Origin of the sequence: Blautia sp. SF-50 (assembly GCF_900101315.1) — a bacterium.
Taxonomy (GTDB): domain Bacteria; phylum Bacillota; class Clostridia; order Lachnospirales; family Lachnospiraceae; genus Blautia_A; species Blautia_A fusiformis.
The window spans coordinates 41,810-65,996 of the sequence record NZ_FMUW01000017.1 but is presented as its reverse complement, the minus strand read 5'-3'; the positions used below and the strand labels follow the sequence as shown (position 1 = coordinate 65,996).

The window sequence follows — 24,187 nt, the reverse complement described above, 5'->3', positions numbered from 1 at the left end:
CTTATATGTTTTCGGGCATATAAAATTACATGATAAAAGTATTCTTAAACTGGGTACAAAAAACTAAGCCCCATATTAAAAGTGAAACGGGACTGCTACTTTTTGTTCCCACTATCAAATTGACAGTTTATTTAAGAATACCTTGCCGCATATTTATTAACTCCTTGTATAATACTGAATCTAATTATATTCCTTAACCCTTTATTTGTCAAGCTGACAAACTAAAGCAGAAAAAGCGGCAGGATTTCCCCCTGCCACTAATCATCTGTTTATGCAAAAATAATTTCCTTTTCCACAATCTCCCTCGCACAAGCCCTTATGTTATTGAGGCATCCTGTCCATTCTAAGGCGTTTTCTGCCTTTAGCTGTTCCGTTATGCCCTGTGCCTGTTTCATACCCTCTATGAGCCTTTCAAAGCGTTCCTGTGCCTGTCTGTTGATGTCGGCAAGGTAGGCGTTTAGCCTGCCGCTTGTAAGAAGATTGGTGTATGTAACTTTACGGTACTGTTTTAGATAATCTAAATGCCGTTGCCCCCAGATGCCTATTGCCTGTTCTTCTTCGGCGGGTACAGTTAAGCACGGTATCAAATAATCCCCTTGCCTTTCGTATTTGCCGCCCAGTTCCTCAAATAATGATTTTGCCATTGTCTGTTACCTCCACATTCTTTTTTATTTTGAATGTCCGCAAAATCCGTCCTACATCTGAAGGTCGCCACGGACAATCTACGTCGTGAAGTGCAATAAGTTTATCCTGCACATTCGTTCCTGCTCCCATCTTCTGAGTAGAACCAAGAAGCACTCTGACCTCTCCCTTACGGGTCTTTTGGAACAGTTCCTTTTTCTTCATATCCGTGTCGGCTTCGTGTATGAACTTCACTTCACTTTCCGGAATACCTCTCTCAATCAGCTTCTTCCTGATGTCGTTATAGACGGAAAATGTTCCGTCATTCTTCGGAGTAGACAAGTCGCAGAACACAAGCTGTGCCGATTTCTTGTCGGTATTTTCTTTCCATATCCGATAGATGTTATCGACGCAGGCATTGATTTTACTGCCCTCAAAATCAGGCAGCATATCGTTGAGCATACGCTGGTCAAGAGCCAGTTTTCTTCCGTCATTTGTGATTTTCAGCATATTATCTACGCTTGAATCCACGCCACCACCACGCACCTGCTCGGCTCTTTCCGCAAGGGAAGCAACCATTTCTTTCTGCATTTCTGACGGCTTTACTGCAATGTTATGGTACTTTGCTTCCGGTACTGGCAGGTTCAACATATCTGCTGTCTTAATATCCGCAACCTCTTTGAACATTGCCATAAGTTCAGGCAGGTTATAGAATTTTGCGAACCTTGTCTTTGCTCTGTATCCAGTTCCTTCAGGTGTAAGTTCCACTGCCGTAATGGTTTCTCCGAAAGTGGAAGCCCAGGCATCAAAGTGCTGCAACCCATTTTTCACAAGCGTGCTGTACTGCAAATATCGCTGTATCGTATAGAGTTCCACCATACTGTTTGAGATAGGTGTACCCGTTGCGAACACGGTTCCTCGCCCTCCGGTAATCTCGTCAAGGTAACGGCACTTCATAAAGAGGTCGGAAGATTTCTGTGCTTCCGTCTGTGCGATACCGCCCACATTACGCATTTTTGTATAAAGATAAAGGTTCTTGTAATAATGGCTTTCATCAACAAAAAGCCTGTCTACACCAAGTTCCTCAAAGGTTACAACATCATCTTTTTTCGTCTGGTCATTGAGTTTATCAAGTTTCTGCCTGATAGATTTCTTTGACTTTTCAAGCTGCTTTATGGAGAAGTTTTCCCCTCGGTTTCGCTTGAGTTCCGCAATTCCTCCGGTTATCTCCTCAAGCTGCTGTTCTAAGATTGCTCTCTGTCTTTCAATGGACATCGGGATTTTTTCAAACTGTGAATGTCCGATGATAACTGCGTCATAATCTCCAGTTGCAATCCTGCCGCAGAACTTTTTACGGTTCTTGGTTTCAAAATCTTTCTTTGTTGCGACAAGAATATTCGCCGCCGGATAGAGCTGCAAATACTCAGCCGCCCATTGTTCGGTCAAGTGATTTGGTACAACAAACAGTGACTTGTTACAAAGCCCAAGCCTTTTCGACTCCTGTGCTGCCGCTACCATTTCAAAAGTTTTTCCTGCTCCGACTGCGTGTGCAAGAAGTGTATTTCCTCCGTAAAGGATATGAGCAACCGCATTTTTCTGATGTTCCCTGAGTTCAATTTCAGGATTCATACCATTGAAGATGATATGACTTCCATCATACTCACGAGGTCTGACACTGTTGAATTTCTCATTGTAGGATTTGCAAAGCCTTTCCCTGCGTTCAGGGTCAGACCATATCCAGTCCTGAAATTCCTGCTTAATCATTTCCTGCTTCGACTGAGCAATTGCTGTTTCCTTTTTATTCAGGACAGCTTTTTTCTTTCCCTCATCATCTTCGATATAATCAAAGATACGCACATCTTTTAAGTTCAGCGTTTCCTCGATAATCTTATAGGCATTGATGCGGGAAGTTCCGTAAGTGTTATATGCCCTTACATTTCCTTTGTCGTAAGATTTGCCCTCAATATTCCACTCACTCGTAAATGGAGAGAAGTGAACTTTGATATTCCACTGTGCATAGCGTGGTGTTTCAAGCAAATGAAAGATAAACTCCTGCACATCGTCCGGTGGCAGCCAAGTTGCACCAAGTCGTACGGAAATTTCACTTGCAGTCAGGTCTTTCGGCTGCACCTTTTGAAGTGCTTCTACATTGACCTTATAATCTTCCGGATAGAGTTCTGCCGAGTTCTTTGCAATTCTCAGCTTCTCCCTGACATTACCCGAAAGGTATTCATCAGCCATCAGATACTTCGGTTCGTAAGAATTTCCATACTCATAAAGCGGATTTAAAAAGATAACACCCTTTAAGTCCTCAAAGATTTCATTCTCCGATTTACCGGAAAGCTCCATCATATAGTCCATATCAATCGTGGCTTTTTCTCCAAGAGATACCGCCAACGCTTCGCTTGCCGTATCAACAAAAGTAACCGGAGTATGCGGCTTAATTGTCCTCTTAGAAAACATATCAGCCTTACGCTCCAGTTCTCCGTCCTCTCCGATTATCTCCAATGCGGAAAGCAAAGAGAATGAACTGTCCTGCGAGAAAGCAGAAGTATTTGCACGGCTGTTAATGAGTCCGTACTTACCTGAAAAGGTATCATAAAGTCTGTTTAATCGCTCCTGCTCCGCTTTGATTTCGCTGTCAGGGTAATCTTCTGTCTGCAATTCAATCAGCGTTCTGACGGAATTTCTAATAGCAATCATACCCTTAATTCGGTTCTCTGCGGTTGCCGACACTTCCACCGGAGTCATACGGGAATTTTCACGATAGTAGATTTTATTGTCCACCACCGTATAGGAAAAGTTTCTCACTGTCGGGTCTGCCGGAATAGAATTATCTTCCTCCTCCAGTTCTTCCTCGACTTCATATTCTGTGATTTCTCCGTGAATATTTGCTACTGCATCATCAAGCTGTGCTGCAAGGTCTGCATTTTCATACGGTACACAAGTTGCTTCCATACCGAAACGCCCCGATACCATTTTCATTTCTCCAAGTATCATTTCGGGGTGCTGCACAAAATAAGAGTTCATCTTAATTCCGTTCTCATCGGTATCAAGATAAACCCAATCCGGCTCAATATCTATCAGTCTGTCACGCTTTTGTAGGATAAGAATATCCGAAACGACTTCCGTTCCTGCATTACCCTTAAAGGTATTATTCGGCAATCGAATTGCTCCAAGAAGCTCTGCTCTCTGTGCAATATACTTTCGTACTGCTAAAGTTTCCTTATCCATTGTGCCTTTGCTCGTTACAAGAGCCATCACACCGCCGGGTCTTAACTTATCAAGGGACTTTGCAAAAAAGTAATCGTGTATCAGGAACTTATGCTTGTCATACCTTTTATCCGATACCTTAAAATCTCCAAAAGGCACATTACCAACCACTCCATCAAAGAAGCTGTCCGGCAGATTGGTTTCTTCAAATCCTTGTGCCGCAATGGTTGTTTTCTGGTAAAGCTGCTGTGCAATCCCTGCGGAAATCGTATCAAGTTCCACACCGTAAATCTTACTGTCCTGCATTGCGTCCGGCAGCATACCGATGAAATTACCGATACCGCAGGACGGCTCTAACAAGTTGCCTTCCTTAAAGCCCATCTGCTCCATTGCCTTATAAATGGCTGTTATTACTTCGGGCGGCGTGTAGAACGCAGTCAATGTGCTTTCTCTTGCCGAAGCATATTCCTCCGGTGTTAATACCGAAGAAAGTTCCAGATATTCAGTTGCCCACGCTGAATTATTTTCATCAAAGGCTTCTGAAAGTCCACCCCAACCGACATACTTTGATAAGATAATCTGTTCTTCAGGAGTGGCAAATCTGTTTTCTTCCTGACATTTTTTAAGAAGCTGTATCGCCATAATATTTCTGCGGAAGCGTTCCTTTTTACCTACCGTTTCAACCTCATTTTCTCTGAGATTAAAGGTATGACGGTCTGCCATAGGCACATCAGGGTGCAGGTCAAAGCCTTTGACCTTTTTCTTCTGCTCCCAAGCCGGAACTACCGGCTCAGGCTCTTTATCATAACCGTTTCCTATGCGATACCCCTGACGATGCATCTCATCATAGCTGTCAAATCCTGACTGTGAAGCTACTATCTCTCGATAATCCTCAATCGGCATACTGCCCATATTGGTCTGAACTTCTTCCGCTTCATTTCTTTCTTCGGCAGGTTCTTCCTTCACAATCAAATGCTCATTCATCGGGTTCTCTCGCACTTTTCTGTCAAACTCTGTGCGTGAAAATTCCTTATTGAACAGTGGCATATCATAGTCATAGAGCATTACTCTCTCATCATCAACAGATAAGATTTCATACTCAGAAGCACCGATATACACCTTATCGCCAAGATGATATTCATACTGCACATCTTGCGGCTGTTCTGCTTCTTCAGGTTCTTTTTCGGTTGGTTCAACCTCTTGTTCCGGCGGTGCATTAGAGAGTATCTCACGATTTCTTTTCGTTTCCGCAATTTTGGCTCTGCGTTCCTCTTGGCTTTCAAGCCATCGAGGATAGTGTTCTTTTTCCTTTGGATTTAAGTATCTGTCCATTCTGATAAGTTCCCCGATACGCTTCTCCACCTGCGACCACGAAAGTGTAATATGTGGATTTTCTTTACCGATACCTTTCGTAATCGTAATACCTTTTCCGTCGTGGCTCTCATCAATTCCCGCTCCGATTATGACGGGATAAGAGCCTCCCCAACCGTACTCATTTTTCAAAAAGTCTGCATTCTCTTTTGCAGAAAGGCTTTTTTCAAACTGTTCATAGATACGCATTTTACCCTCAGAAAATCCGCTTCCATTCGTAAGAACAGCGTCGATAATCTCCTGAGAAAAAGTAAAGGCAGAGGGTTTCTTTTCCTCTGCCTGACCGTCTAATATGAATGTCATCTGACCGTCCATCGACGGTAATGGTTTTATGCTGTCGCTTAATTCTCCCAGTAATCGCATAGCTTCAAAGTGTCGGGCAATAACAGCCCAATCATAAAAGCTCTGTGCGGTTCTGCTGTCATATTTGCCCTCCCACAAATGCAGAACATTTTCAAAGGTCTTATATCCTACTGTCCTGCCGTCCTCTAAGGTAAGCTCTGTATAATCATTATTGAAAATGCTCTTTATATACTCTGTGCGGTCTTTGTTATCAAGATTGCGTTCATAATAATCTTTGATTTCTTCCAGACTTGCCGACAAATGCGGTGTTGTTCTGAGAATTTCATTGATTACCTCATCACGCCCAAAGAACGGAAGGCTTTTGTCCTCGTGAGTTCTATCGTAATACTCTAAACGAATATCACTTCCGCTTTCACGATTTCCTGTGCCGAGCTGCGAAGAGCGTTCATCAGACGAACCCATTTCATCATATCCTCTGCTTTCATCTGTTCGGTCACTCCCTCTTTCTGTGCCATCTGGCTCAGGATTGTTTCTTCCATCTTGCTGGCTCTCTGTTCCACTTCCGCCAAGTGCTGTGTCAGTTCGCCCCTCGTCAGGAGATTGTAGTAAAGGACTCTGTGATGTTCCTTCAGAAACTTTCTCCTCATCTGAGCGTATCTGCCCAAAGTCACTTCCGGCTGCTGTGGAAGTTTCAGGTTCGGAAGGCTGTAATCGCCCACCATTGAGTAGGTCAGTTCGTTCATTGTCCAAACTCCTTTCGTCGTTATTTTCAACCTTATTGTATTCATTTCTGTCCTGACCGACAATTATGCGATTTTGACGGTTAAGTGCGGTAATTGTTTTAGATACTTCCGTCAATCCCATCTCTGCAATATCACTGGTGGCAAAGCCAAGTGCATTGAGTGTTTCCTGTGTATTGAAATTGGTAACATCTCTGAAATCGTCAAGTTCAAAATAGCCGTCCGTATCAACACCAAGCCTTGACATCATCATATATGCCACACTGTTTGCTACGACATTTTTATAAATGGAAGCCACAATATCATTGTCCACTTCCTCAAGGAAACTGCCCTCGGTTGCATAGTAAAGGTCTTGCAGATAATCAGGGATATTATCCTCTGCCGCATTTCTTGCTGCTCCCATAATTGCTTCGGCAAGACTGCTCTTATTCTCAATCTCTCCGAAAGTGCTTTCCAATGTTTCAATCACATCTGCTTCGTATTCCTGACGCATATTCCAAATTGGAACTGTTCTTGAATATCTGCTTTCGTGGGTATCTGAAATATCAAAGTAATGCGTCAGTCTTTGCCTTGTACGGTTCTCATCAGCAAAAACAGCAATACCTCTTGCACCTCGGTTGACCCATCTGCCAAAAATTCTGTTCCACTGTTCTATCTCAAGAACCGCTGTTGCGTCAGGTCGCTGTGCATATACAAGAAGCTGTTCGTCATAGCGTAACTTATAATTTCGGCAAGCCGAAGCCAAGAATGCCTGCCAGTTCTGAGGATTCGATACAACCGTTTTGCAGGTGCGGTTGTAAAGCTCAGAAATAAGGTCATATTTTCGTGCCATTACCCTTGCACCTCCTTATCGTTTCTTATCTCTGCTCCTGCATAGCAGGCTCTTTCTTCTCATTGTTACCTTTATTTTTTACTGCTTCATCAGAACCTCCGCCCAAATACGAAAAGAGTTTACCGGACTTTGTATTCTTCTGAAGCTCCATAATCACACCCATATCGGGAATCGTGATATTCGGAATTTTCAGGATTGATTCCATATCAAGCTGCTGCAACTTTTTCTCCGTATCACAACCGGAGTCAAAGAGTTTATTCAGTACCTTGACCTTATTCTGAAAAGTTGCTTTGTCTTTCACGAAAATACCTCCTTAGCCAATGTTGATTACAATAGAAATACCGCCACTCTGTTCTTCTTTCTGCGGATTGCGTGAATACTCAGGGAAAAGGGACTGTACCCTCTGTCTTGCCCTGCGTATGGTTTCAAAACAAGGAAGTCCGTATGCCCTGTAATTAAAGACAATATCCTCAAGCGGAAGTTTTCCCGCAGGAATATATCCGTATCGGTTGTAATAATGCAGAATGAGAAGCATATCATCATACCTCGACATCGGGCATTCCTTTAAGATTTCAAGCACTCGGCTCTCCACCGTTTTCTGTTGTTTCATAGTGTTCCTCCAAAAAATAAAGGGACAGAGTTTTTTACGCTCTGCCCCCGACTGGTTAATATTCGGTTATTTTTTACTTCTTACGGTTTTTAACCTGAAGAAAGATAAAGCCGCCGACGATAACGACGACTAATGCGATAGCGATAATTGTCTTTGCTTCCATTACTCGTTACCCTCCTTTTTCTTCTTTTTGTGTGCAACAACAGAAGTTACGGCGATACCGACAGCAGAAAGTCCGGCAAGGACATACCAAAGTTTCATATTGGTATCATCTCCTGTTTTCGGAGTATCCCTCAACTCATTGTGCATTTTTACAACGGCTGTTTCATCAAGTTTGATAGTAACATTCTGGTCGGCAGGTGTGATATATGCGGCAGACGCATTGTTTGCCACTTCTGATACGGTATATTCGCCAATACGAAGTCCCTCAATCACGATTTCGCCGTTCTTATCTGTTTCAAATGTCATATCATAGCCGTTTGCTCCGGTTACTCTGAATGCAAACCCTTTAACCTTACCGTCCGAAGATGTCTTGACGATTTTCAGTGTTCCACGCATAGCTTCATTGATAAATCCAACACCTGCCTTATTCTCAACAGAATAAGTTGTTTCGTCTTTCTCAATGAAAACCGAGTATTCTCCCTTATCAAGCAGGAAGCCCTCCGGTGCTTTTGTTTCACGGACAATATATTTTCCGTAAAGCAACTCTTTCATCTCATAAATTCCGGTTTCGGTTTCTTCAAGATTTCCGATAAGTTCATCGCCATCATCAATCTTTCCGTTCTCATTGGTGTCCTTATACACCTCAAAGGTTGCACCCGTAAGTTTGTTATCCGGATATTCAGCGTCCACCTTCGTGAGTCTGATATTACCGCGAACATACTCATTGACAATCTCGATTTCAACTACCTGCTCGGCTTCGCTGATATTGACTTCATACGCTTTTTCATCAAGAACAAATCCCTTTGGCTGCTCGATTTCTCTTACAATCCATTTGCCATAAGGAACTTTTGCAAAAGAAAAACTACCGTCTTTTGCAGAGGTAGTTGTCATAAGTGCAGTATCCTTTGTAAATTCTGTTTCTTCAGCTTTGAAGATACCGATAACAGCACCCTCAAGTGCTTCTCCGTTCTCATCAACCTTCTTACCTGATACAGAACCATAGATAAGTTCATTCTTGATTTCTTTTCCGTCATTCACTTTGATTTCAACCGTTGCGGTATCCTGACCTGCATATTCAAATACAATCGGATACTTCATATCAGAGAGAACATAATGCTCATCGGTTGCAATCTCTTTGACATAGTATTTGCCAAACGGAAGGTCTGACTTCATAACAGCAGTTCCATTTTCATTTACGCTGACAATCTCAATCAGTCCATCAGCCGGAATAACTGTACCGCTTGCAGATACAATATCTTCTGCGGCATAAAGACCAAAGCTGATATTTTTGATTTCTCCGTTGTCGCCAATACCAAATGTCTTATCCTTTTCAATGGCTTTTGCAAGGCTTACCTGAACTTTCTGTCTTTCGTTATAGAACGATGTGGAAGTTTCGGTAACAGAGATATTCTGACCTGCATAAGTAAGTTCCACCGTATGTGTTTCGCCACTGACTACCATTCCGTAAGGTGCGGTAATTTCCTTGACCTCGTATTTTCCGAGATAAAGTTCTTTGCTTTTCACAAATCCATCAGAACTTGTTGTGATAGTATCTACCACTTCGCCCTTTGAATAGCGGAGTGTACCGTCCGGTGTGCTAATATCTTCCGCAGCACGGACTTCATAAACTGCACCCTCAAGTCCTGCCACTTCATAAACAGGCTGATAGATAACATCACTGTCCTCAGAACCGCTTACATTGACACCGCTAAATACTTCTCCTGTCTTTTCAACCGTGATAGTACCTTTCTGTGCCATATTCGGCTTATTGACCTTCACAACAGTTACGCCACCTTCCTCTGTGGAATTTTCTTCCGTAATATCAAAATATACCGGAGTATCATCAAGTACATATCCGTATGGAGCTTGTACCTCTACGATAGAATATCCCTTGCCGTAATCCAATTTCTCAGGTGTTACAAGAGAACCATTTGCGTCAGTATAGAACACATCAATCGTGGTCGGTGTCGGATAAGTAAAGGTCATTTTGACCTGATTGCCCTGCGGGTCGTAAATCTTAAATCCTGCTCCTGCATACGGAATACTCTTTCCGCTTTCTGCGTCCACCTTGACTACATTGACAAAGCTTTCAAAGTTACGGTTATTGATGAGGTAACGGTAGGTCTGTGCATTCTGTGAAATGAACACATCAAAATCGTCCATCATCTCTCTACCTTCCCAACCGGAAGTCTGGTGTACGGTATAAATACCATACGGCATATCTTTTGTCTGACCGAAGCCATTTTCATCGCAAACGATAGTATCTCTCTCGTCTTTATCGGCTGCGTCATAGCTTCCGGCAGATTTCAGATAAATCTCAAAGGAAGCACCCTTTTCAGGAGTTTCGATTTTTGTTTCTCCGTCATCGGTATGTTTAATGATAGCCACATTACCTTTGATTACCTGCTCGGTTACATCATTGGAAGTAAGGTTGTGTTCCACCTCATAAAGTTTCGGGTCTGCACCAACCTTGTGAATGGTCTTATCAAGGAGATAGCCTTCACTCGGTGTAATTTCTCGGATTGTCCAGTCAGTATCACAAACATATTCTTTGGTAGTGAACTGACCGTTTTCATCAGTAACATACTTATCAACAAGCGTTTCTCCCTTATAGATACCGTAAACTGCTCCTGAAAGTTTAGCATTGCCCTGTGCTTCGCCCTTTTCAGCGTCACTCTTTGTTACTGTTACAGTAAATTTCTTCAAAATATTATTGAAGTTTCTTGTGGTTACTTCCTTCCACTTCACTGGTGCAGTCTGATTTTTCGGCACAACATAACGGATAGCTGTGTCTACTTCTTCAAGGGTATATGGTTCAGAACCACTGATAAGCACATCTTTGAAAGTTGCCACACCGTTTTTGTCTGTAACTGCATACTGGTCAACGGCAGCACCGGAAAGAGAAGTACCGAAAAGATGGAACTTCACACCTTCTACAAGATTATCTTCTGAGGACTTAACCACCTGAAGGTCGCCACGCTTCAATTTGTTATTGAAAGTGACCTTTGCAACCTGTCCTGCCACAACGGTAACTCTATGTGTTTCCTGCGGCTCGTACTTATCGTATGCCTGCTCGGTTACGGTATAGATACCCGGCATAAGGTTATCAATCTGGAACTTACCGCCATTGGCTGTTGTAACTGTCTGATTGATACCGTTTCCGGTAATCGTAAAGTTAATACCGTCAACCTTGCCGTCCTCACTGGTCTTTACAATCTGACAAGAACCATAGCTGACTTTCATCTTCACATAGCCGTTGATACTGTCGCTTACTTCCTGAGCATAGCTGACAACATCTTGCACACTGGAATTTTGGTTGTGTTTACCCTCTGACCATACAACCACACCTCTGCGGACTGCATTTTTCTTGGTTGCGGTAATGGTAAATTCCTTACTCGGTGCAGTGTCCATAGAAACCGTAAGTTTGTTGCCATCTACCGAAAAACTCACTCCACTAATGCTTGCCTTAAAATCATACTTTGAAAGCACATTGTTGGAATCTGTCAGAGTAGTTGTGTATTTGCTTCCGTTCCATTCAAGCTCTATTGTCTTTGCCGAACCTGAAGATTTATTACAGAAACTTGGTACTAAGCTATGATTCTGAACACTCTGTACCATACTGTCATAATAGCTGAAAATCTTACTGCGGAGTGGGTGACTTGTACTTACCACATCTTTTACATTGCTGTATCCGCTTGTAGATTTGTGGTTGAAGTTTGCGTCACGTTCTCCGATGACTGTTTCCCAGATAAGAAGCTGCGTTGCGTATGCGTGTGCAATGCTGTTTGCAGCGTCCGCATTCTGAGATTTCCAACTCAAAGAAACTCCTCCACGATAACCATACTGCATAATACGTCCGATAAACATACGGATTTCATCGCCGGAGATAACACCGTTTGATGTGATGTTATTGAAGTAATTCTCATCATACTTTGTCATCGACTGTCCATCTTTCAAAGGAACTCCCGGCTCAATACAATACGCAATATTTCCGCTATACGAACCAAGTACCTTCAAATTCGTGCGAGGTGCTTTTCCACTGTGCCAACCATTTACAAATGACAGATTATTGTGTCCCCATACACCGTCGTAATTAGCGTCGCCATCACGGGGAAAATCAACCATATAGACATTGGTTTTCTCGCCCGAAGCAGCAAATGCCGTGGTCGAGCCAATGCCTGCAAAAGTTGTCACACACATAAGTGCCGCCATCACAAGCGAAGTGACTCTTTTGAATTTTGACTTAATCATTGCTAAATTTCCTCCTTAAAACTGAAAAACACACCGTATCTCTACGATGTGCCTTAACTGATTTTTTACAGCAGAATAACCTGCCGAAAAACAAATGCGGTTTTTTCGTTAATTTTTCATTTTACCATACACCTCCAGTCCGTTCCTATTGTGCGATTGCCCCTTAGAGATAGACATATACTTTGAGATAGTTATATTCAAGTGAGATAGTATATATCATTTTCGGTAGGTAAAAGTATAACTAAGGGGTTAGAGTGTGAGAAAGGGGAACTGTAAAACAGGCTATCTGCTGTCACGCTCTGCACGGTTACGCAAGAACTTGTTATAATGTTCCAATGCCTTGCAGACAAAATCCTCCGTCTGACTGACGGGAATGTTTTTCGGGATAAGCTGTCTTACTCTGTCACCCCTCAACACGATTTTTTCCTTTTGGTTCGGCTTTTCCTCAGACATAACAGCGTGGATTGCTTCTGTTGTAAGGTTGCCCTCGTTGAATAACTTTCGCATACGGATTGTCTGGTCGTGTGACGGAGTTGCGTCATTCAGGTCTATTTCATCAACCACATCACGCTGGCAATCTTCATCAAGATAGGAAAGTTCTACGGCAGGACGCATTTTAATACGCCCCTCGTCAACAAATTCAAGCAGTTCAGGAACAAGGTTTGTAAGGCGTACATAACGGTGTATCTGATTTCTACTGTCGCCACATTCCTCGCTCATTAAATCAAGACTTTGCTTTCCTCGTAAATCAATCCCCACTGGGGATGCATTTTCTTTGCTCGGTCTGCCTACTTGCCTTTTCATTGCTTCCAAACGCATTTTATAGGCAAAGGCTTTTTCACTCGGCAATATCTCTGACCTCTGGAAATTACTCTCAACCATTAAAATGGTCGCTTCATCTCTGTTCAGGTCTACAATCTCACTTCTCAGTGTTTCAAATCCTGCCAGTTCACACGCTCGCTTTCGTCTGTGTCCTGAAACAAGTTCGTATCTGCCGTCCTCTTTCTGCCTTACCGTTGCCGGAGTAATCACTCCTCTTTCCTTGACACTCTCCACAAGTTGCATCATATCTTCATCGTCCCTGACCTTAAACGGGTGGTCTGGGAAATCATCAATCAGCTCCAACGGAATATCTCGGATTTTTGAAAGCTGTTCTTCATCTCTCTGTGCCTGCGTGGTAAATAAATCATCGAGCTTCGTGAGAGTGAAGTCGCTCTTTCTTCCTGCCATCGGCTAACACCTCCTTTGTAAATTCAGCGTATGCCTTAGACACTGTGCTGTTTGGCTCATAAGCATAAATGCTTTTGCCTTTGGAAGAAGTTTCAGCAGCTTTTACGGCAATCGGGATTTGTGTTCGATACATTCTTATCTGATTGCCGAAGTTTGCCCTGAGTGCTTCCACCGTACTCTTTGCAAGGTTTGTTCGGCTATCCACCAAAGTAAGCAGCATACCGTCTATCTTAATATCCGGATTGATATACTTCTTTACTTTTGAAATGGTCTGCACAAGCTGTGTCATACCCTTTGCAGGCAAATACTGAGCCTGAACCGGAATAATAACACTGTCTGCCGCCGATAAAGCATTGAGCGTAACCATACCAAGTGAAGGCATACAGTCTATAATTACATAATCATATCTGTTCTTCACTTGATTCAGATAATTCTTGAGGGTAGTTTCTCTGCTCATTGCGTTTACAAGGTTAAATTCCATTGCTGAAAGCTCAAGGTTTGCCGGAACAAGGTCAACACCTTCTTCGTGGTGCAGGATACCAACCATAGGGTCTGTCATCGTTTCATTGATTACATCTGTGAGTTTCGTTGCAAGCGTGATACCCAAGCCGTCTGTATCCTGCCAACCAAGACAAGTCGTTAAATCGCCCTGCGGGTCTGCGTCTATGAGCAATACTTTCTTGCCCTGCATTGCAAGCCCGACTCCGAGATTAACTGTTGTGGTGGTCTTTCCGACTCCGCCTTTCTGGTTACATACGGAAATCGTTTTGCAGTTTGACACTTCTTTTTGCCCTCCTTTCTGAAAATTCATAGCCACCGCATTATGGCTATGTACCTGACCGACTCATTTCCTAATCGGTCATAGCAATATTTGTTCTCAACACCCCTTGCCAAGCAAAATGCTTATGGGAAGTCACTAAGGAACAGACTGCTTATCTGTATCATAGGGTTCTAACCTCTGCCGGGTACTCCGCCAGCTCCGTAGAGAAGTATCATTATCATTCTGACTGTCATCGCCATATCAGGGGCAACCTGATACTCATAGCCGGAGTTCTCGCTATTCTGAAATACAGAAATCACGGCGTACCTGCTAAAGTGGCTATCATCAGAAATAAAGTCTTAGTGAATGACTTATTCAATTTTCAAGCGAAAAGGCTTCCGTTTTTGCTATCCGGAATGAACCCCTTCACTCATTTGGACAAAGGGGTATGAAATGCACACCCAAAATCGCCGCTTTTCCGAAAATATTTCAAAAAAATTTTTGAAATTAAAAAAGCCGCCTGCTCCGGTTAGGAAACAGACGGCAAAACACGTTCTAAATGTATTCAATTTTCAATTTCTTTTTCTTTGCTCCAAGCACTTTACAAAGGACATCATCTACTGCATCGGTGTATCGTCCCTGAGCTGCTAAATTGTTCTTCAGTTCAATGAGTGATTGTATCACTCGACTTCGTTCTTCTTCATTTAAGTATAGATGATAGGTTTTCTCTCTCATTGGCTATCCCTCCATCTTTCAAATGTATTTTTGATTATCTCCACATCTTCCTCTGTATCAGAAGAAATAAATATATGTACGCTCTGAAAAATTTTCTTTAAACTGTCTGCATAATTCAGTTCTGTACCTTTCATCGGCAGCTTAATCAGCCTTATTCCTCGTTGCTTACACATATATGCTTTCATTATTTCTATATTCTCGTCAGAACTTCTCGACTCAATAGCCAACTTTTCTGAAGCTATGTATGTTTCAAGCGGAACTCCAAGCAATCGGTCAGAACCAAGTTCTGCTTTCAAGCCCTTCTTATTAGAATAATAACTGACAGCCAAAGCAGGAAATAGAGACAAATACTCCTGCTCACAAATTCGGCAGCCTTTCTTCAATATCGTTCTTTCATTTATCTTCATACTCCACGAATGACCGTGTCTGCATTTCCACCACGCTCTCTTTGCCGAAGTTCGTGATACCTCTGTAGGTTTCAGTTTATTCTGTTCATAATCCCATTCGCTAAGAAGCTGACCGTCTGTTGTCGCCAAATCATTATATCCGGCAAGTACTTCTCTCTCTGCACAAACGGGGCATACCGTACCTTTCACACGGGCATTGATAACAGATTTCCACTCGTTACCGCATTTACTGCATCTCCACCAGACATTTTTCCTCGACTTTGCATTTACTTCATCAGGCTTCAATGGCAAGTTCTTCTCCGACCACTCCGAAGCAATTTCAGGGTGTGTTGTCTGCAAATCGTTAAACCCTTTCAGGAATATGTACCCACTGCAATATGGGCATTTACTCCCACCGGAACGGGTAGAAATAAGGGTGTTCCACTCTCTGCCACAGTCCTTACACTTCCACCAAGCCTTACGATTGGCAAAGACCGTAACCTGAGTTGGAAGTGTCGGACAATTTCTGTCCGACCACTCGGCTGCTATATCCGGCAGAAGTGTTGCAAGGTCATTAAAGCCTGCCAACACTTTATTATGGGAGCAGTACGGGCAACCCGTTTTATTTATTGTCCTGCTCTTAACGGCAGCTTCCCATTCGTGTCCCTTTTCACATCTCCATATCACTTTCTTATGAGAACCAATAGAAACTTCTGTCGGTTTTATCTTATTCTTTTTCGACCACTGCTTTACCAGTAGCGGCTCTAATGTCGCCAAATCGTTAATCCCTGCAATCACTCTCGCACCGGAACATATCGGGCATTTTTCTCCATTAGAACGAGCCTTAACGCTTGTCTGCCATTCGTGACCGCAAGCACCTCTCCACCATACTTTTTTATTTGAACCGAAAGTAATCTCATCAGGTTTAAGCGGTAAGTTCTTCTCTGACCACTCAGGAACAAGTTCCGGGCGTACTTCTGCTAAACTGTTATTCATAGCCAAACCTCAACCTCCTTGTGCTTAGAGTATATGAAGTTTTAGCTTTATCTTGTAGTTTGCGAATATCCGTATAAATAGAAAAAGCCCTTTGAGAAAAGGATTTCTCCTCTCTCAAAGGGCAAATTGACAAACTTGAATTTGTAATTACATTCCATACATATTGGCATTCTTTACAAGTACTTTATCACCCTTTTCTAATTGTTCCTTGGAAATTCCTCGTAACCCAAGTCCAACATGCTCTGTTTTATATCCACAACCATTTGCTTTTCGTTCTTTTGTATGTACATCGACAGTAGTAATTCTGGTTTCTAAGATATCTCCATTTGCTTTATAAATACATGCATTTTCCCCTTCTCTGCACATCCCTGTTAATATGTTTCCTGTGGCAACTGTTCCAACTCCCATAATTGTAAATATATCATCAATAATCAATTCAAAATCTTCTTTTAAACACGATGGAACATCTAATCTGCTCATGTATTCTGTTTCTCGTTCTTTTTTGCTTTTACCAAATAATCCCATGGTATTCCTCCTTTAAAACTTCCGATTTGTATTTCTGTTTGTTTTAAAAATGGGCAATCCCGATTGGAATTGCCCACTCTTTGTACTAATTATGCGATTTTTTCTTGCTTGCACCGATTTCTGCATCAATTGATGTAAGTTTGATGTAAATCGCTGTTTTTTTAGTTTTTTATCAAATGAAGTACGTCCCGTCTATTTGGTAAAACGGTACATCTTTACATCATCTTAATAGAGCTTTGCACCTGCCGGAATGTGGTCATCTACCATCAGAAGATGAAGCTTTTCTTCGCCTTCTTCTTCATGAATAGCACTGAGGAGCATACCGCAAGAGTCAATGCCCATCATCGCTCTCGGTGGAAGATTTGTGATAGCGATAAGAGTCTTTCCAACCAGTTCCTCCGGCTCATAAAAGCTATGAATACCGCTTAAAATGGTTCTGTCTGTGCCTGTTCCGTCATCAAGAGTAAACTGTAACAGTTTCTTTGACTTCGGTACTGCAACACACTCTTTAACCTTTACTGCACGGAAATCTGACTTGCTGAATGTATCAAAGTCTACCATTTCCTCAAACAAAGGCTCAATCTTTACTTTAGAAAAATCAATCTTTTCAGACTCAGTTTTTACATTTTTTTCAGGTGCTTCAGAAGCTGTATTATTTACATCATTTTTCTTATTTACACCATCTAAGGATTTCATTGTGGGGAACAGAAGTACGTCACGAATTGCCTGGCTGTCTGTCAGGAGCATAACGAGACGGTCGATTCCGTATCCGATACCACCTGTTGGCGGCATACCGATCTCCAGTGCATTCAGGAAGTCTTCATCTGTGTGGTTGGCTTCCTCATCACCTGCGTCTGCAAGAGCATCCTGTGCTTTGAAACGCTCTCTCTGATCGATCGGGTCGTTGAGCTCGGAATATGCGTTACACATTTCCCATGTATTGATAAAGAGCTCGAAACGCTCTACCTTGTTCGGATCGGAAGGTTTCTTCTTGGTCAGCGGAGAGATCTCGATCGGATGATCCATGATAAATGTCGGCTGGATCAGCTCTTTTTCACAGTACTCCTCGAAGAAGAGGTTGATGATATCACCCTTCTTATGGCGATCCTCATACTCGATATGATGCTCGTCAGCAAGCTTCTTGGCTGCCTCATCATCTGCTACTTCGTCAAAGTCGATTCCTGCATATTTCTTGATGGCATCGTTCATGGTCAGACGTGCGAAAGGCTTTCCAAGATCGATCTCGATACCATTGTAGGAAATCTTTGTGGAACCGCAGACCTTCTCTGCAAGGTAACGGAACATGGACTCTGTCAGCTCCATCATTCCCTCATAATCAGTATATGCCTGATAAAGCTCCATCAGAGTGAACTCCGGATTGTGACGGGTATCAACACCCTCGTTACGGAATACACGGCCGATCTCGTAAACTCTCTCAAGTCCGCCTACGATCAGTCTCTTAAGATAAAGCTCCAGGGAAATACGAAGCTTAACGTCTTCGTTCAGTGCATTGTAATGTGTCTCAAATGGTCTTGCAGCTGCACCGCCTGCGTTGGAAACCAGCATTGGTGTCTCAACTTCCATGAAGTCACGTCCTGCAAGAAAGTTACGGATCTCCTTAAGGATCTGGGAACGTTTGATAAATACATTCTTGCTGTCCTGGTTCATGATAAGATCCACATATCTCTGACGATAACGGGTATCTGTATCTGTCAGTCCGTGGAATTTCTCAGGAAGGATCTGTAAGCTCTTGGAAAGAAGAGTCATCTTCTCTGCATGAATGGAGATCTCACCTGTTCTTGTTCTGAAAGCAAATCCCTCCAGACCAAAAATATCACCGATATCAGATTTCTTGAAATCTGCGTAGGAATCGGTTCCAATGGCATCTCTTGCCACATAAACCTGAATGTTACCCTGTAAATCCTGGATATTGCAGAAAGAAGCTTTTCCCATTACACGCTTGAACATCATACGTCCTGCGATCGATACATGGATCGGGCTTGCGTCCATGATGCTTCTTCTTTCTTCATAATCCTTCTTCTGAGCCTCTTTTGCCTGCTCTTCATCAAGACCTGTTACATCAAGCTCCTTGCGATCTTTGAGAAGCTCTGCCTCATGTGCTTCATAGAGATTCTTTACCTCAAGGGAATGATGTGTCTGATCAAATTTTGTGATCTGAAACGGGTCCCTGCCATTTGCCTGAAGGTCTGCCAGTTTGTCACGACGTACCTTAAGCAACTGGTTTACATCCTGCTTCTTCTGCTCTGCCACTTGTTGGCCTCCTTAATCTATCTGTCGTTCAAGCGGATCTGTGCGATCCGCTCCGTTGTCTGCTTTATACGTTTCTCTGGATCTCAAGAACCTTATATTTCATGATTCCGGACGGCATCTCAACCTCAACGATATCGTTGGTGTGTGCACCGATCAGTGCTTTACCTACCGGAGACTCATTAGAGATCTTTCCCTCAAGGCTGTTAGCCTCTGTGGAACCTACGATCTTCAGCTCCATATCTTCCTCAAATTCATAATCATGAACCTTAACCTTGCAGCCTACGCTGATTCTGTCAAGATCGACTTCATCCTCTACTACAACCTCAGCGTTCTTGAGGATCTTCTCGATCTCCTCGATACGTGCCTCGATATCTCTCTGCTCATCCTTTGCTGCATCGTACTCTGCGTTCTCAGAAAGGTCTCCCTGCTCTCTGGCCTCTTTGATCTTTCCTGCTACTTCTTTTCTCTTAACAACTTTCAGATCGTGCAGCTCGTCTTCCAGTTTTCTAAGTCCTGCGTATGTGAGTAAGTTCTTCTTTGCTTCTTCCATTTTGCCTTACTTCCTTTCAAAACCGTGCTGTTTTTTCTGAAAAAAATACAGCTTCGGATATTTCTGTTGCTACCATTCCCAAGAGCTCTTTTTTCTAAAAAAGGGCGTAAAAATCTCAGGATATTCACAATTCCTGTATTATACCGAAAAGCCCCAGTATTGTCAAGCATTCCACGTCGAAAAAGGGTCCCTGAAATATGCAAAAAAAGCCGCGCGAAATCTCAGATTTCAACACGGCTTTTCTATATTATCCTGCCCGGTCTGATTCCTTATTTCTTCTCCGGAAAAAGATCTTTATAACGATTAGTCACCATCTGTGTCTGATACTCAAAATCCTGTTTATGCTGATTGACCAGTGTAGAAAGGATGATCCCGGAAAACCAGCAGATGATAGCTGTCAGGATCACAAACCCGCTGACGATCAGTGTCGGGATCTTTTCCACTGTCCCAACCTCCAGAAAATGTACCAGCACCGGAATAAAGAATACCATTCCCACCACAAACAGCACTGCTGCGATAAGGGAGAAGAACTCCAGCGGCTTGTAATTCTTGAACATTTTCACAATAGTCTTCAGGACCTTAAATCCATCTGCATAAGTATTCAGCTTGGACTCACTTCCCTCCGGCCTGTCACGATATTCAATGACTACATTCTCAACCTGCATGTTCTTATCGATGGCGTGGATCGTCATCTCTGTCTCGATCTCAAAATTCCTGGAAAGTACCGGGAATGTTTTTACAAAGCGGTAACTCATGGCACGGTAACCTGTCATGATATCCTTGATGTTGCTTTTGAAAAGACGGTTAATGGAACCTCTTACGATGCTGTTTCCAAAGTTGTGGAAAGGTCTCTTGTTCTCTGTAAAATATGTAGAAGAAAGGCGGTCACCAACTACCATGTCTGTGCCTTTCTCCAGAACCTTGCTGCACATTTCAGCTGCAAACTCTGCCGGATAAGTATCGTCGCCATCTACCATAAGATAACACTGCGCATCGATATCCCGAAACATACTGCGGATCACGTTTCCTTTTCCCTGCTGATACTCATAACGGACAACTGCCCCTTCTTTTCTGGCGATCTCGTCTGTTCCATCTGTAGAGTTATTATCATATACGTAGATCACAGCTTCCGGAAGTGCTTTTTTCATATCGCGGATAACCTTTGCTACCGTCTTGCTTTCGTTGTAGCAAGGAATTAAAACTGCTATTTTATCTGCCATTATTTTTCTCCTGTAAAACAAAAAACTTTCTGCGGATTTCCGCTAACTGACTGTAGCACGCGCCCCATTCCTTGTCAATAGAACGTTTCGTTTTCTCCGGCATACTTTTTTCTTTTATCGCTCCAGTACCATGTCTGTAAGCTTTTTCAGCTCTTCATAGCTTGAAATATTATTAGATTCTCTCCGGATTCCCGCACTGTGCCGCATACCGGCTGTATACCAGGCTACATGCTTCCGCATTTCGCGGATCCCGATATACTCACCCTTTATCGCGATCTGATCTTCGGCATGGCGCAGGATCATCTCGCAGACTTCCTCTGCGGTTGGTCTGGGAAGCTTTTCCCCGGTGTGGAAATAGTGATTCAGCTCCCGGAAGATCCACGGGTTCCCACGTACTGCACGGCCGATCATCACCGCATCGCAGCCAGTCTCTTTAAACATGGCTTCTGCAGTTTCCGGTGAAACGATATCTCCGTTTCCTATCACCGGAATAGTCACCGCTTCCTTCACCCTGCGAATAGCATCCCAGTCCGCCTGACCGGAATAATACTGCTGTCTGGTCCTTCCATGAACTGCGATGGCTGCTGCACCGGCATCCTCCACCCGTTTTGCGATCTCCACCACATCCACCAGCGTATTTTCATCAAAGCCAATGCGGACCTTCACCGTTACCGGCTTGGAAACTGCTCCGGAAACACTGCGGACGATCTCTTCGATCAGCTGAGGATCCTTCAGAAGAGCTGAGCCCTCGCCATTATTTACCACCTTGGGAACCGGACATCCCATATTGATATCGAGAATGTCAAAGGGACGCTCCTCAATGCTTTTTGCCACCTCTGCCATAAGGTCCGGCTCGCTGCCGAAAAGCTGCATGGATACCGGATGCTCCCCGGGATCGATTTCCATCAGCGCCTCTGTATTCTTATTATGAAAAGAGATCGCCTTGGCACTGACCATCTCCATACAGATCAGGCCTGCACCCTGCTCCTTGCAAAGTCTTCGAAATGCCAGATCCGTAACCCCTGCCATCGGTGCAAGCACAAAGGGGTTCGGTATCTCCACATTTCCGATCTTCCACTGCATCTTCATGGATCATTCCTCAACGGCATCTGCTTTTTTCTGCAGTTCCTCATCCGGGATATCTCCCAGGAAAAATACCTTGTAATACATTTCCAGAGATTCCAGAAGCTCTCTTTTGTCCCGCTGGAGTTCCTTGATCTTCAGTGCACTTCCGATCTCGTCAAAACGGGCATCTGCCTCCAGGGCCTCAGTCTTAAACTGCAGACTGCCGTCCTCATCAAATTCCAGTGTCAGGATCCCGCCTACATCCTCTGTGAAAAGCACACACATGATCTGCAGCTCCTGCTTTACCGTCTCAGGAAGAGACGCAAAATCCTGGTTAAAATAATATTTCTGCTCATAAGAGCTTGCTCCGCAGAGCACAATGTTATCCTGATACATAAAATCTCCTTTATTTATAACTTGACACTCCCCACAGCTAAAGCAGGGGATTCTTGTTTTTTCCACTACTGCAATAAAACATCAACGGAAAATCGCTGCCGGAAATTTTATCCGATCTGTGCTGCATGTTTTACACATAGCTGTATAAACCACGTACAGAAACCTCTCCGGAATTTACTTCCTCGACTGTACCGTCTGCACGCTCTACCAGAAGCTCTCCGCCGGCATTGATCCCTCTTGCGATCCCCTCATATGGATCATTCTGATCCAGTACACGTACCGGCTGGTTCAGATTGGCCAGCATTTTCTCATAATCCGGTTTCAGGCCGCTGAGATCCTCTGTCTGTACAAATCTTCCATAATTTTCCTCAAAATGCTTCATCACAAGTCCGACTACCTGTGCCCGGTCAAAGGGATGTCCGCTTTCCAGATACAGAGAGGTAGCCTTATCTGCCATTTCTTCCGGGAAGCTTTCCATATTTACGTTAATCCCGACTCCGATAACTGCACAGCCGATCTTATCCTGCTTCATGGTCATTTCGGTTAAGATACCGCAGATCTTTTTGCGGGAAACAACTACATCGTTAGGCCATTTGATCCATACATCAAGTCCGAGCTCTGCCACTGCCTGTGCAACTGAAAGTCCCATAACAAGTGTCAGCATCGGTGCCTTCTGCGGAGAAAATTCCGGGCAGATAAGGATACTCATAGTAATGGCACTGTCCGGCGGCGCACTCCATCGTCTTGTAAAACGTCCGCGTCCTGCGGACTGATATTCTGCCACAAACAGCTCTCCGTGTCCTGCGCCTTCTTCCTTCCAGGCACGTTTTCCCCAGAGGTTGGTGGAATCTGTTTCTCTTGCAAAATGGACGGTTTTGCCCGCCCATTTTGTATGTGTTGCCTGTGAAATTATTTCTTCATTAAATAAATCTGACATTATTTCTCCGGCTCTCCTAATGTTGCAACGATCACAGCCTTAATGGTGTGCATACGGTTCTCAGCTTCGTCGAATACCTTGGACTGCGGAGACTCGAATACCTCATCTGTAACCTCCATATCTGTAAGGTTGAAACGCTCGCCCATCTCTTTTCCGATCTTTGTCTTAAGATCATGGAATGCCGGCAGACAGTGAAGGAAGATCGCCTTTTCACCGGCGTTCTCCATTACATGTCTGGTAACCTTGTATGGTGTCAGGTCGTGGATACGCTCTGTCCATACTTCGTCAGGCTCGCCCATGGATACCCATACATCTGTGTAGATGATGTCCGCATCTTTTGTTCCTGCCTCCACATCCTCTGTGAGAGTGATGGTGGAACCTGCCTCTTCTGCCCACTGCTGACACTGTGCTACAAGCTCATCATTCGGGAAATATTTCTTATTGGTGCAGGCTACGAAATCAAGACCAAGCTTGGAGCATACAACCATCAGGGAGTTACCCATGTTGTAACGGGCATCGCCCATGTATACAAGCTTCAGGCCTTTCAGTTTGCCGAAATGTTCACGTACTGTCAGCATATCTGCAAGCATCTGTGTCGGATGATACTCGTTTGTCAGACCATTCCATACCGGTACACCTGCATGCTTCGCAAGCTCCTCAACAATATCCTGACCGAAGCCACGGTACTCGATTCCCTCATACATTCTTCCGAGAACTCTTGCAGTATCTGCGATGCTCTCCTTCTTTCCGATCTGGGAGCCTGTGGGATCCAGATAGGTAGAACCCATTCCCAGATCATGAGCTGCCACTTCGAAGGAACAGCGTGTTCTTGTGCTTGTTTTTTCAAAAATCAGGGCAATATTCTTACCTCTGTAATACTCATGAAGCTCTCCTGCTTTTTTCTTTGCCTTCAGATCTGCTGCAAGGTCGATCATGTAAGTGATCTCTTCCGGTGTAAAGTCTTTCAGTGTCAGGAAATTTCTTCCTTTAAGATTCATAATATGTCCTCCTCA

The 24,187-nt window shown here is 43.6% G+C and carries 17 protein-coding genes; all 17 read right to left on the bottom strand.

From position 1 onward, the window contains the following. Positions 1-269 precede the first annotated feature (269 nt). The 17 genes from BLP57_RS11525 to argF all read right to left on the bottom strand — a co-directional run bounded on the left by BLP57_RS11525 (position 270) and on the right by argF (position 24,172). Entirely contained in the window at positions 270-644 is a 375-nt protein-coding gene (locus BLP57_RS11525; RefSeq protein WP_001129922.1) for a TnpV protein, read from the bottom strand. Next, complete coding sequence (locus BLP57_RS18600) at positions 625-7,080, bottom strand: N-6 DNA methylase (RefSeq protein ID WP_330389441.1); 6,456 nt, start codon at positions 7,078-7,080, stop codon at positions 625-627. The genes BLP57_RS11525 and BLP57_RS18600 overlap by 20 nt, the downstream gene beginning before the upstream one ends. A gap of 25 nt (positions 7,081-7,105) precedes the next feature. Beyond that, positions 7,106-7,381 carry a hypothetical protein gene (locus tag BLP57_RS11515; RefSeq protein WP_092071891.1) on the bottom strand — a complete coding sequence of 92 codons (276 nt, stop codon included), beginning with the start codon at positions 7,379-7,381 and terminating at the stop codon, positions 7,106-7,108. Positions 7,382-7,393: 12 nt separating this feature from the next. Next, on the bottom strand, positions 7,394-7,690 hold the full coding sequence (locus tag BLP57_RS11510) for a hypothetical protein (protein ID WP_092071888.1): 297 nt from the start codon (positions 7,688-7,690) through the stop codon (positions 7,394-7,396). Between the two features lie 162 nt (positions 7,691-7,852). Further along, positions 7,853-12,103 (bottom strand): SpaA isopeptide-forming pilin-related protein, encoded by a 4,251-nt coding sequence (locus tag BLP57_RS11505; RefSeq protein WP_092071882.1) that lies wholly within the window; start codon positions 12,101-12,103, stop codon positions 7,853-7,855. 282 nt (positions 12,104-12,385) lie between these two features. After that, positions 12,386-13,333 (bottom strand): ParB/RepB/Spo0J family partition protein, encoded by a 948-nt coding sequence (locus tag BLP57_RS11500; RefSeq protein ID WP_092071879.1) that lies wholly within the window; start codon positions 13,331-13,333, stop codon positions 12,386-12,388. Continuing rightward, the gene (locus BLP57_RS11495) at positions 13,290-14,114 is read right to left on the bottom strand and encodes a ParA family protein (protein WP_092071876.1); all 825 of its coding nucleotides are present in this window, start codon (positions 14,112-14,114) and stop codon (positions 13,290-13,292) included. The genes BLP57_RS11500 and BLP57_RS11495 overlap by 44 nt, the downstream gene beginning before the upstream one ends. 534 nt (positions 14,115-14,648) lie before the next feature. Beyond that, a complete protein-coding gene (locus tag BLP57_RS11490) occupies positions 14,649-14,828 on the bottom strand; it encodes a hypothetical protein (RefSeq protein WP_055182540.1) in 180 nt (59 codons plus the stop codon). After that, positions 14,825-16,210: a zinc-ribbon domain-containing protein gene (locus tag BLP57_RS11485; RefSeq protein WP_092071899.1), complete on the bottom strand. Its 1,386-nt coding sequence runs from the start codon at positions 16,208-16,210 to the stop codon at positions 14,825-14,827. Before BLP57_RS11485 ends, BLP57_RS11490 begins: the two co-directional genes overlap by 4 nt. A 147-nt stretch (positions 16,211-16,357) precedes the next feature. Then, a complete protein-coding gene (locus BLP57_RS11480; RefSeq protein WP_008374225.1) occupies positions 16,358-16,735 on the bottom strand; it encodes a hypothetical protein in 378 nt (125 codons plus the stop codon). 225 nt (positions 16,736-16,960) lie between these two features. Further along, the gene (gene lysS / locus BLP57_RS11475; protein ID WP_442855622.1) at positions 16,961-18,745 is read right to left on the bottom strand and encodes a lysine--tRNA ligase; all 1,785 of its coding nucleotides are present in this window, start codon (positions 18,743-18,745) and stop codon (positions 16,961-16,963) included. A 325-nt stretch (positions 18,746-19,070) separates the two neighbouring features. Continuing rightward, positions 19,071-19,556: a transcription elongation factor GreA gene (gene greA / locus BLP57_RS11470; protein WP_015526720.1), complete on the bottom strand. Its 486-nt coding sequence runs from the start codon at positions 19,554-19,556 to the stop codon at positions 19,071-19,073. Between the two features lie 269 nt (positions 19,557-19,825). After that, entirely contained in the window at positions 19,826-20,776 is a 951-nt protein-coding gene (locus BLP57_RS11465; protein WP_015526721.1) for a glycosyltransferase family 2 protein, read from the bottom strand. Between the two features lie 114 nt (positions 20,777-20,890). Then, positions 20,891-21,859 (bottom strand): tRNA dihydrouridine synthase DusB, encoded by a 969-nt coding sequence (gene dusB / locus BLP57_RS11460; protein WP_092071896.1) that lies wholly within the window; start codon positions 21,857-21,859, stop codon positions 20,891-20,893. A gap of 9 nt (positions 21,860-21,868) precedes the next feature. Then, complete coding sequence (locus BLP57_RS11455) at positions 21,869-22,237, bottom strand: DUF6145 family protein (RefSeq protein WP_015526724.1); 369 nt, start codon at positions 22,235-22,237, stop codon at positions 21,869-21,871. 130 nt (positions 22,238-22,367) lie between these two features. Next, positions 22,368-23,174 carry a biotin--[acetyl-CoA-carboxylase] ligase gene (locus tag BLP57_RS11450; protein WP_092071870.1) on the bottom strand — a complete coding sequence of 269 codons (807 nt, stop codon included), beginning with the start codon at positions 23,172-23,174 and terminating at the stop codon, positions 22,368-22,370. Beyond that, positions 23,174-24,172 carry an ornithine carbamoyltransferase gene (gene argF, locus BLP57_RS11445; RefSeq protein WP_015526726.1) on the bottom strand — a complete coding sequence of 333 codons (999 nt, stop codon included), beginning with the start codon at positions 24,170-24,172 and terminating at the stop codon, positions 23,174-23,176. The genes BLP57_RS11450 and argF overlap by 1 nt, the downstream gene beginning before the upstream one ends. Between the last annotated feature and the right edge of the window lie 15 nt (positions 24,173-24,187).

What these genes read in the sequence shown, in the direction of transcription:
- BLP57_RS11525 (WP_001129922.1), bottom strand. Translation starts at nt 644, where the DNA reads ATGGCAAAATCATTATTTGAGGAACTGGGCGGCAAATACGAAAGGCAA.
- BLP57_RS18600 (WP_330389441.1), bottom strand. Translation starts at nt 7,080, where the DNA reads ATGGCACGAAAATATGACCTTATTTCTGAGCTTTACAACCGCACCTGC.
- BLP57_RS11510 (WP_092071888.1), bottom strand. Translation starts at nt 7,690, where the DNA reads ATGAAACAACAGAAAACGGTGGAGAGCCGAGTGCTTGAAATCTTAAAG.
- BLP57_RS11505 (WP_092071882.1), bottom strand. Translation starts at nt 12,103, where the DNA reads ATGATTAAGTCAAAATTCAAAAGAGTCACTTCGCTTGTGATGGCGGCA.
- BLP57_RS11500 (WP_092071879.1), bottom strand. Translation starts at nt 13,333, where the DNA reads ATGGCAGGAAGAAAGAGCGACTTCACTCTCACGAAGCTCGATGATTTA.
- BLP57_RS11490 (WP_055182540.1), bottom strand. Translation starts at nt 14,828, where the DNA reads ATGAGAGAGAAAACCTATCATCTATACTTAAATGAAGAAGAACGAAGT.
- BLP57_RS11485 (WP_092071899.1), bottom strand. Translation starts at nt 16,210, where the DNA reads ATGAATAACAGTTTAGCAGAAGTACGCCCGGAACTTGTTCCTGAGTGG.
- BLP57_RS11480 (WP_008374225.1), bottom strand. Translation starts at nt 16,735, where the DNA reads ATGGGATTATTTGGTAAAAGCAAAAAAGAACGAGAAACAGAATACATG.
- lysS (WP_442855622.1), bottom strand. Translation starts at nt 18,745, where the DNA reads ATGGACGCAAGCCCGATCCATGTATCGATCGCAGGACGTATGATGTTC.
- greA (WP_015526720.1), bottom strand. Translation starts at nt 19,556, where the DNA reads ATGGAAGAAGCAAAGAAGAACTTACTCACATACGCAGGACTTAGAAAA.
- BLP57_RS11465 (WP_015526721.1), bottom strand. Translation starts at nt 20,776, where the DNA reads ATGGCAGATAAAATAGCAGTTTTAATTCCTTGCTACAACGAAAGCAAG.
- dusB (WP_092071896.1), bottom strand. Translation starts at nt 21,859, where the DNA reads ATGCAGTGGAAGATCGGAAATGTGGAGATACCGAACCCCTTTGTGCTT.
- BLP57_RS11455 (WP_015526724.1), bottom strand. Translation starts at nt 22,237, where the DNA reads ATGTATCAGGATAACATTGTGCTCTGCGGAGCAAGCTCTTATGAGCAG.
- BLP57_RS11450 (WP_092071870.1), bottom strand. Translation starts at nt 23,174, where the DNA reads ATGTCAGATTTATTTAATGAAGAAATAATTTCACAGGCAACACATACA.
- argF (WP_015526726.1), bottom strand. Translation starts at nt 24,172, where the DNA reads ATGAATCTTAAAGGAAGAAATTTCCTGACACTGAAAGACTTTACACCG.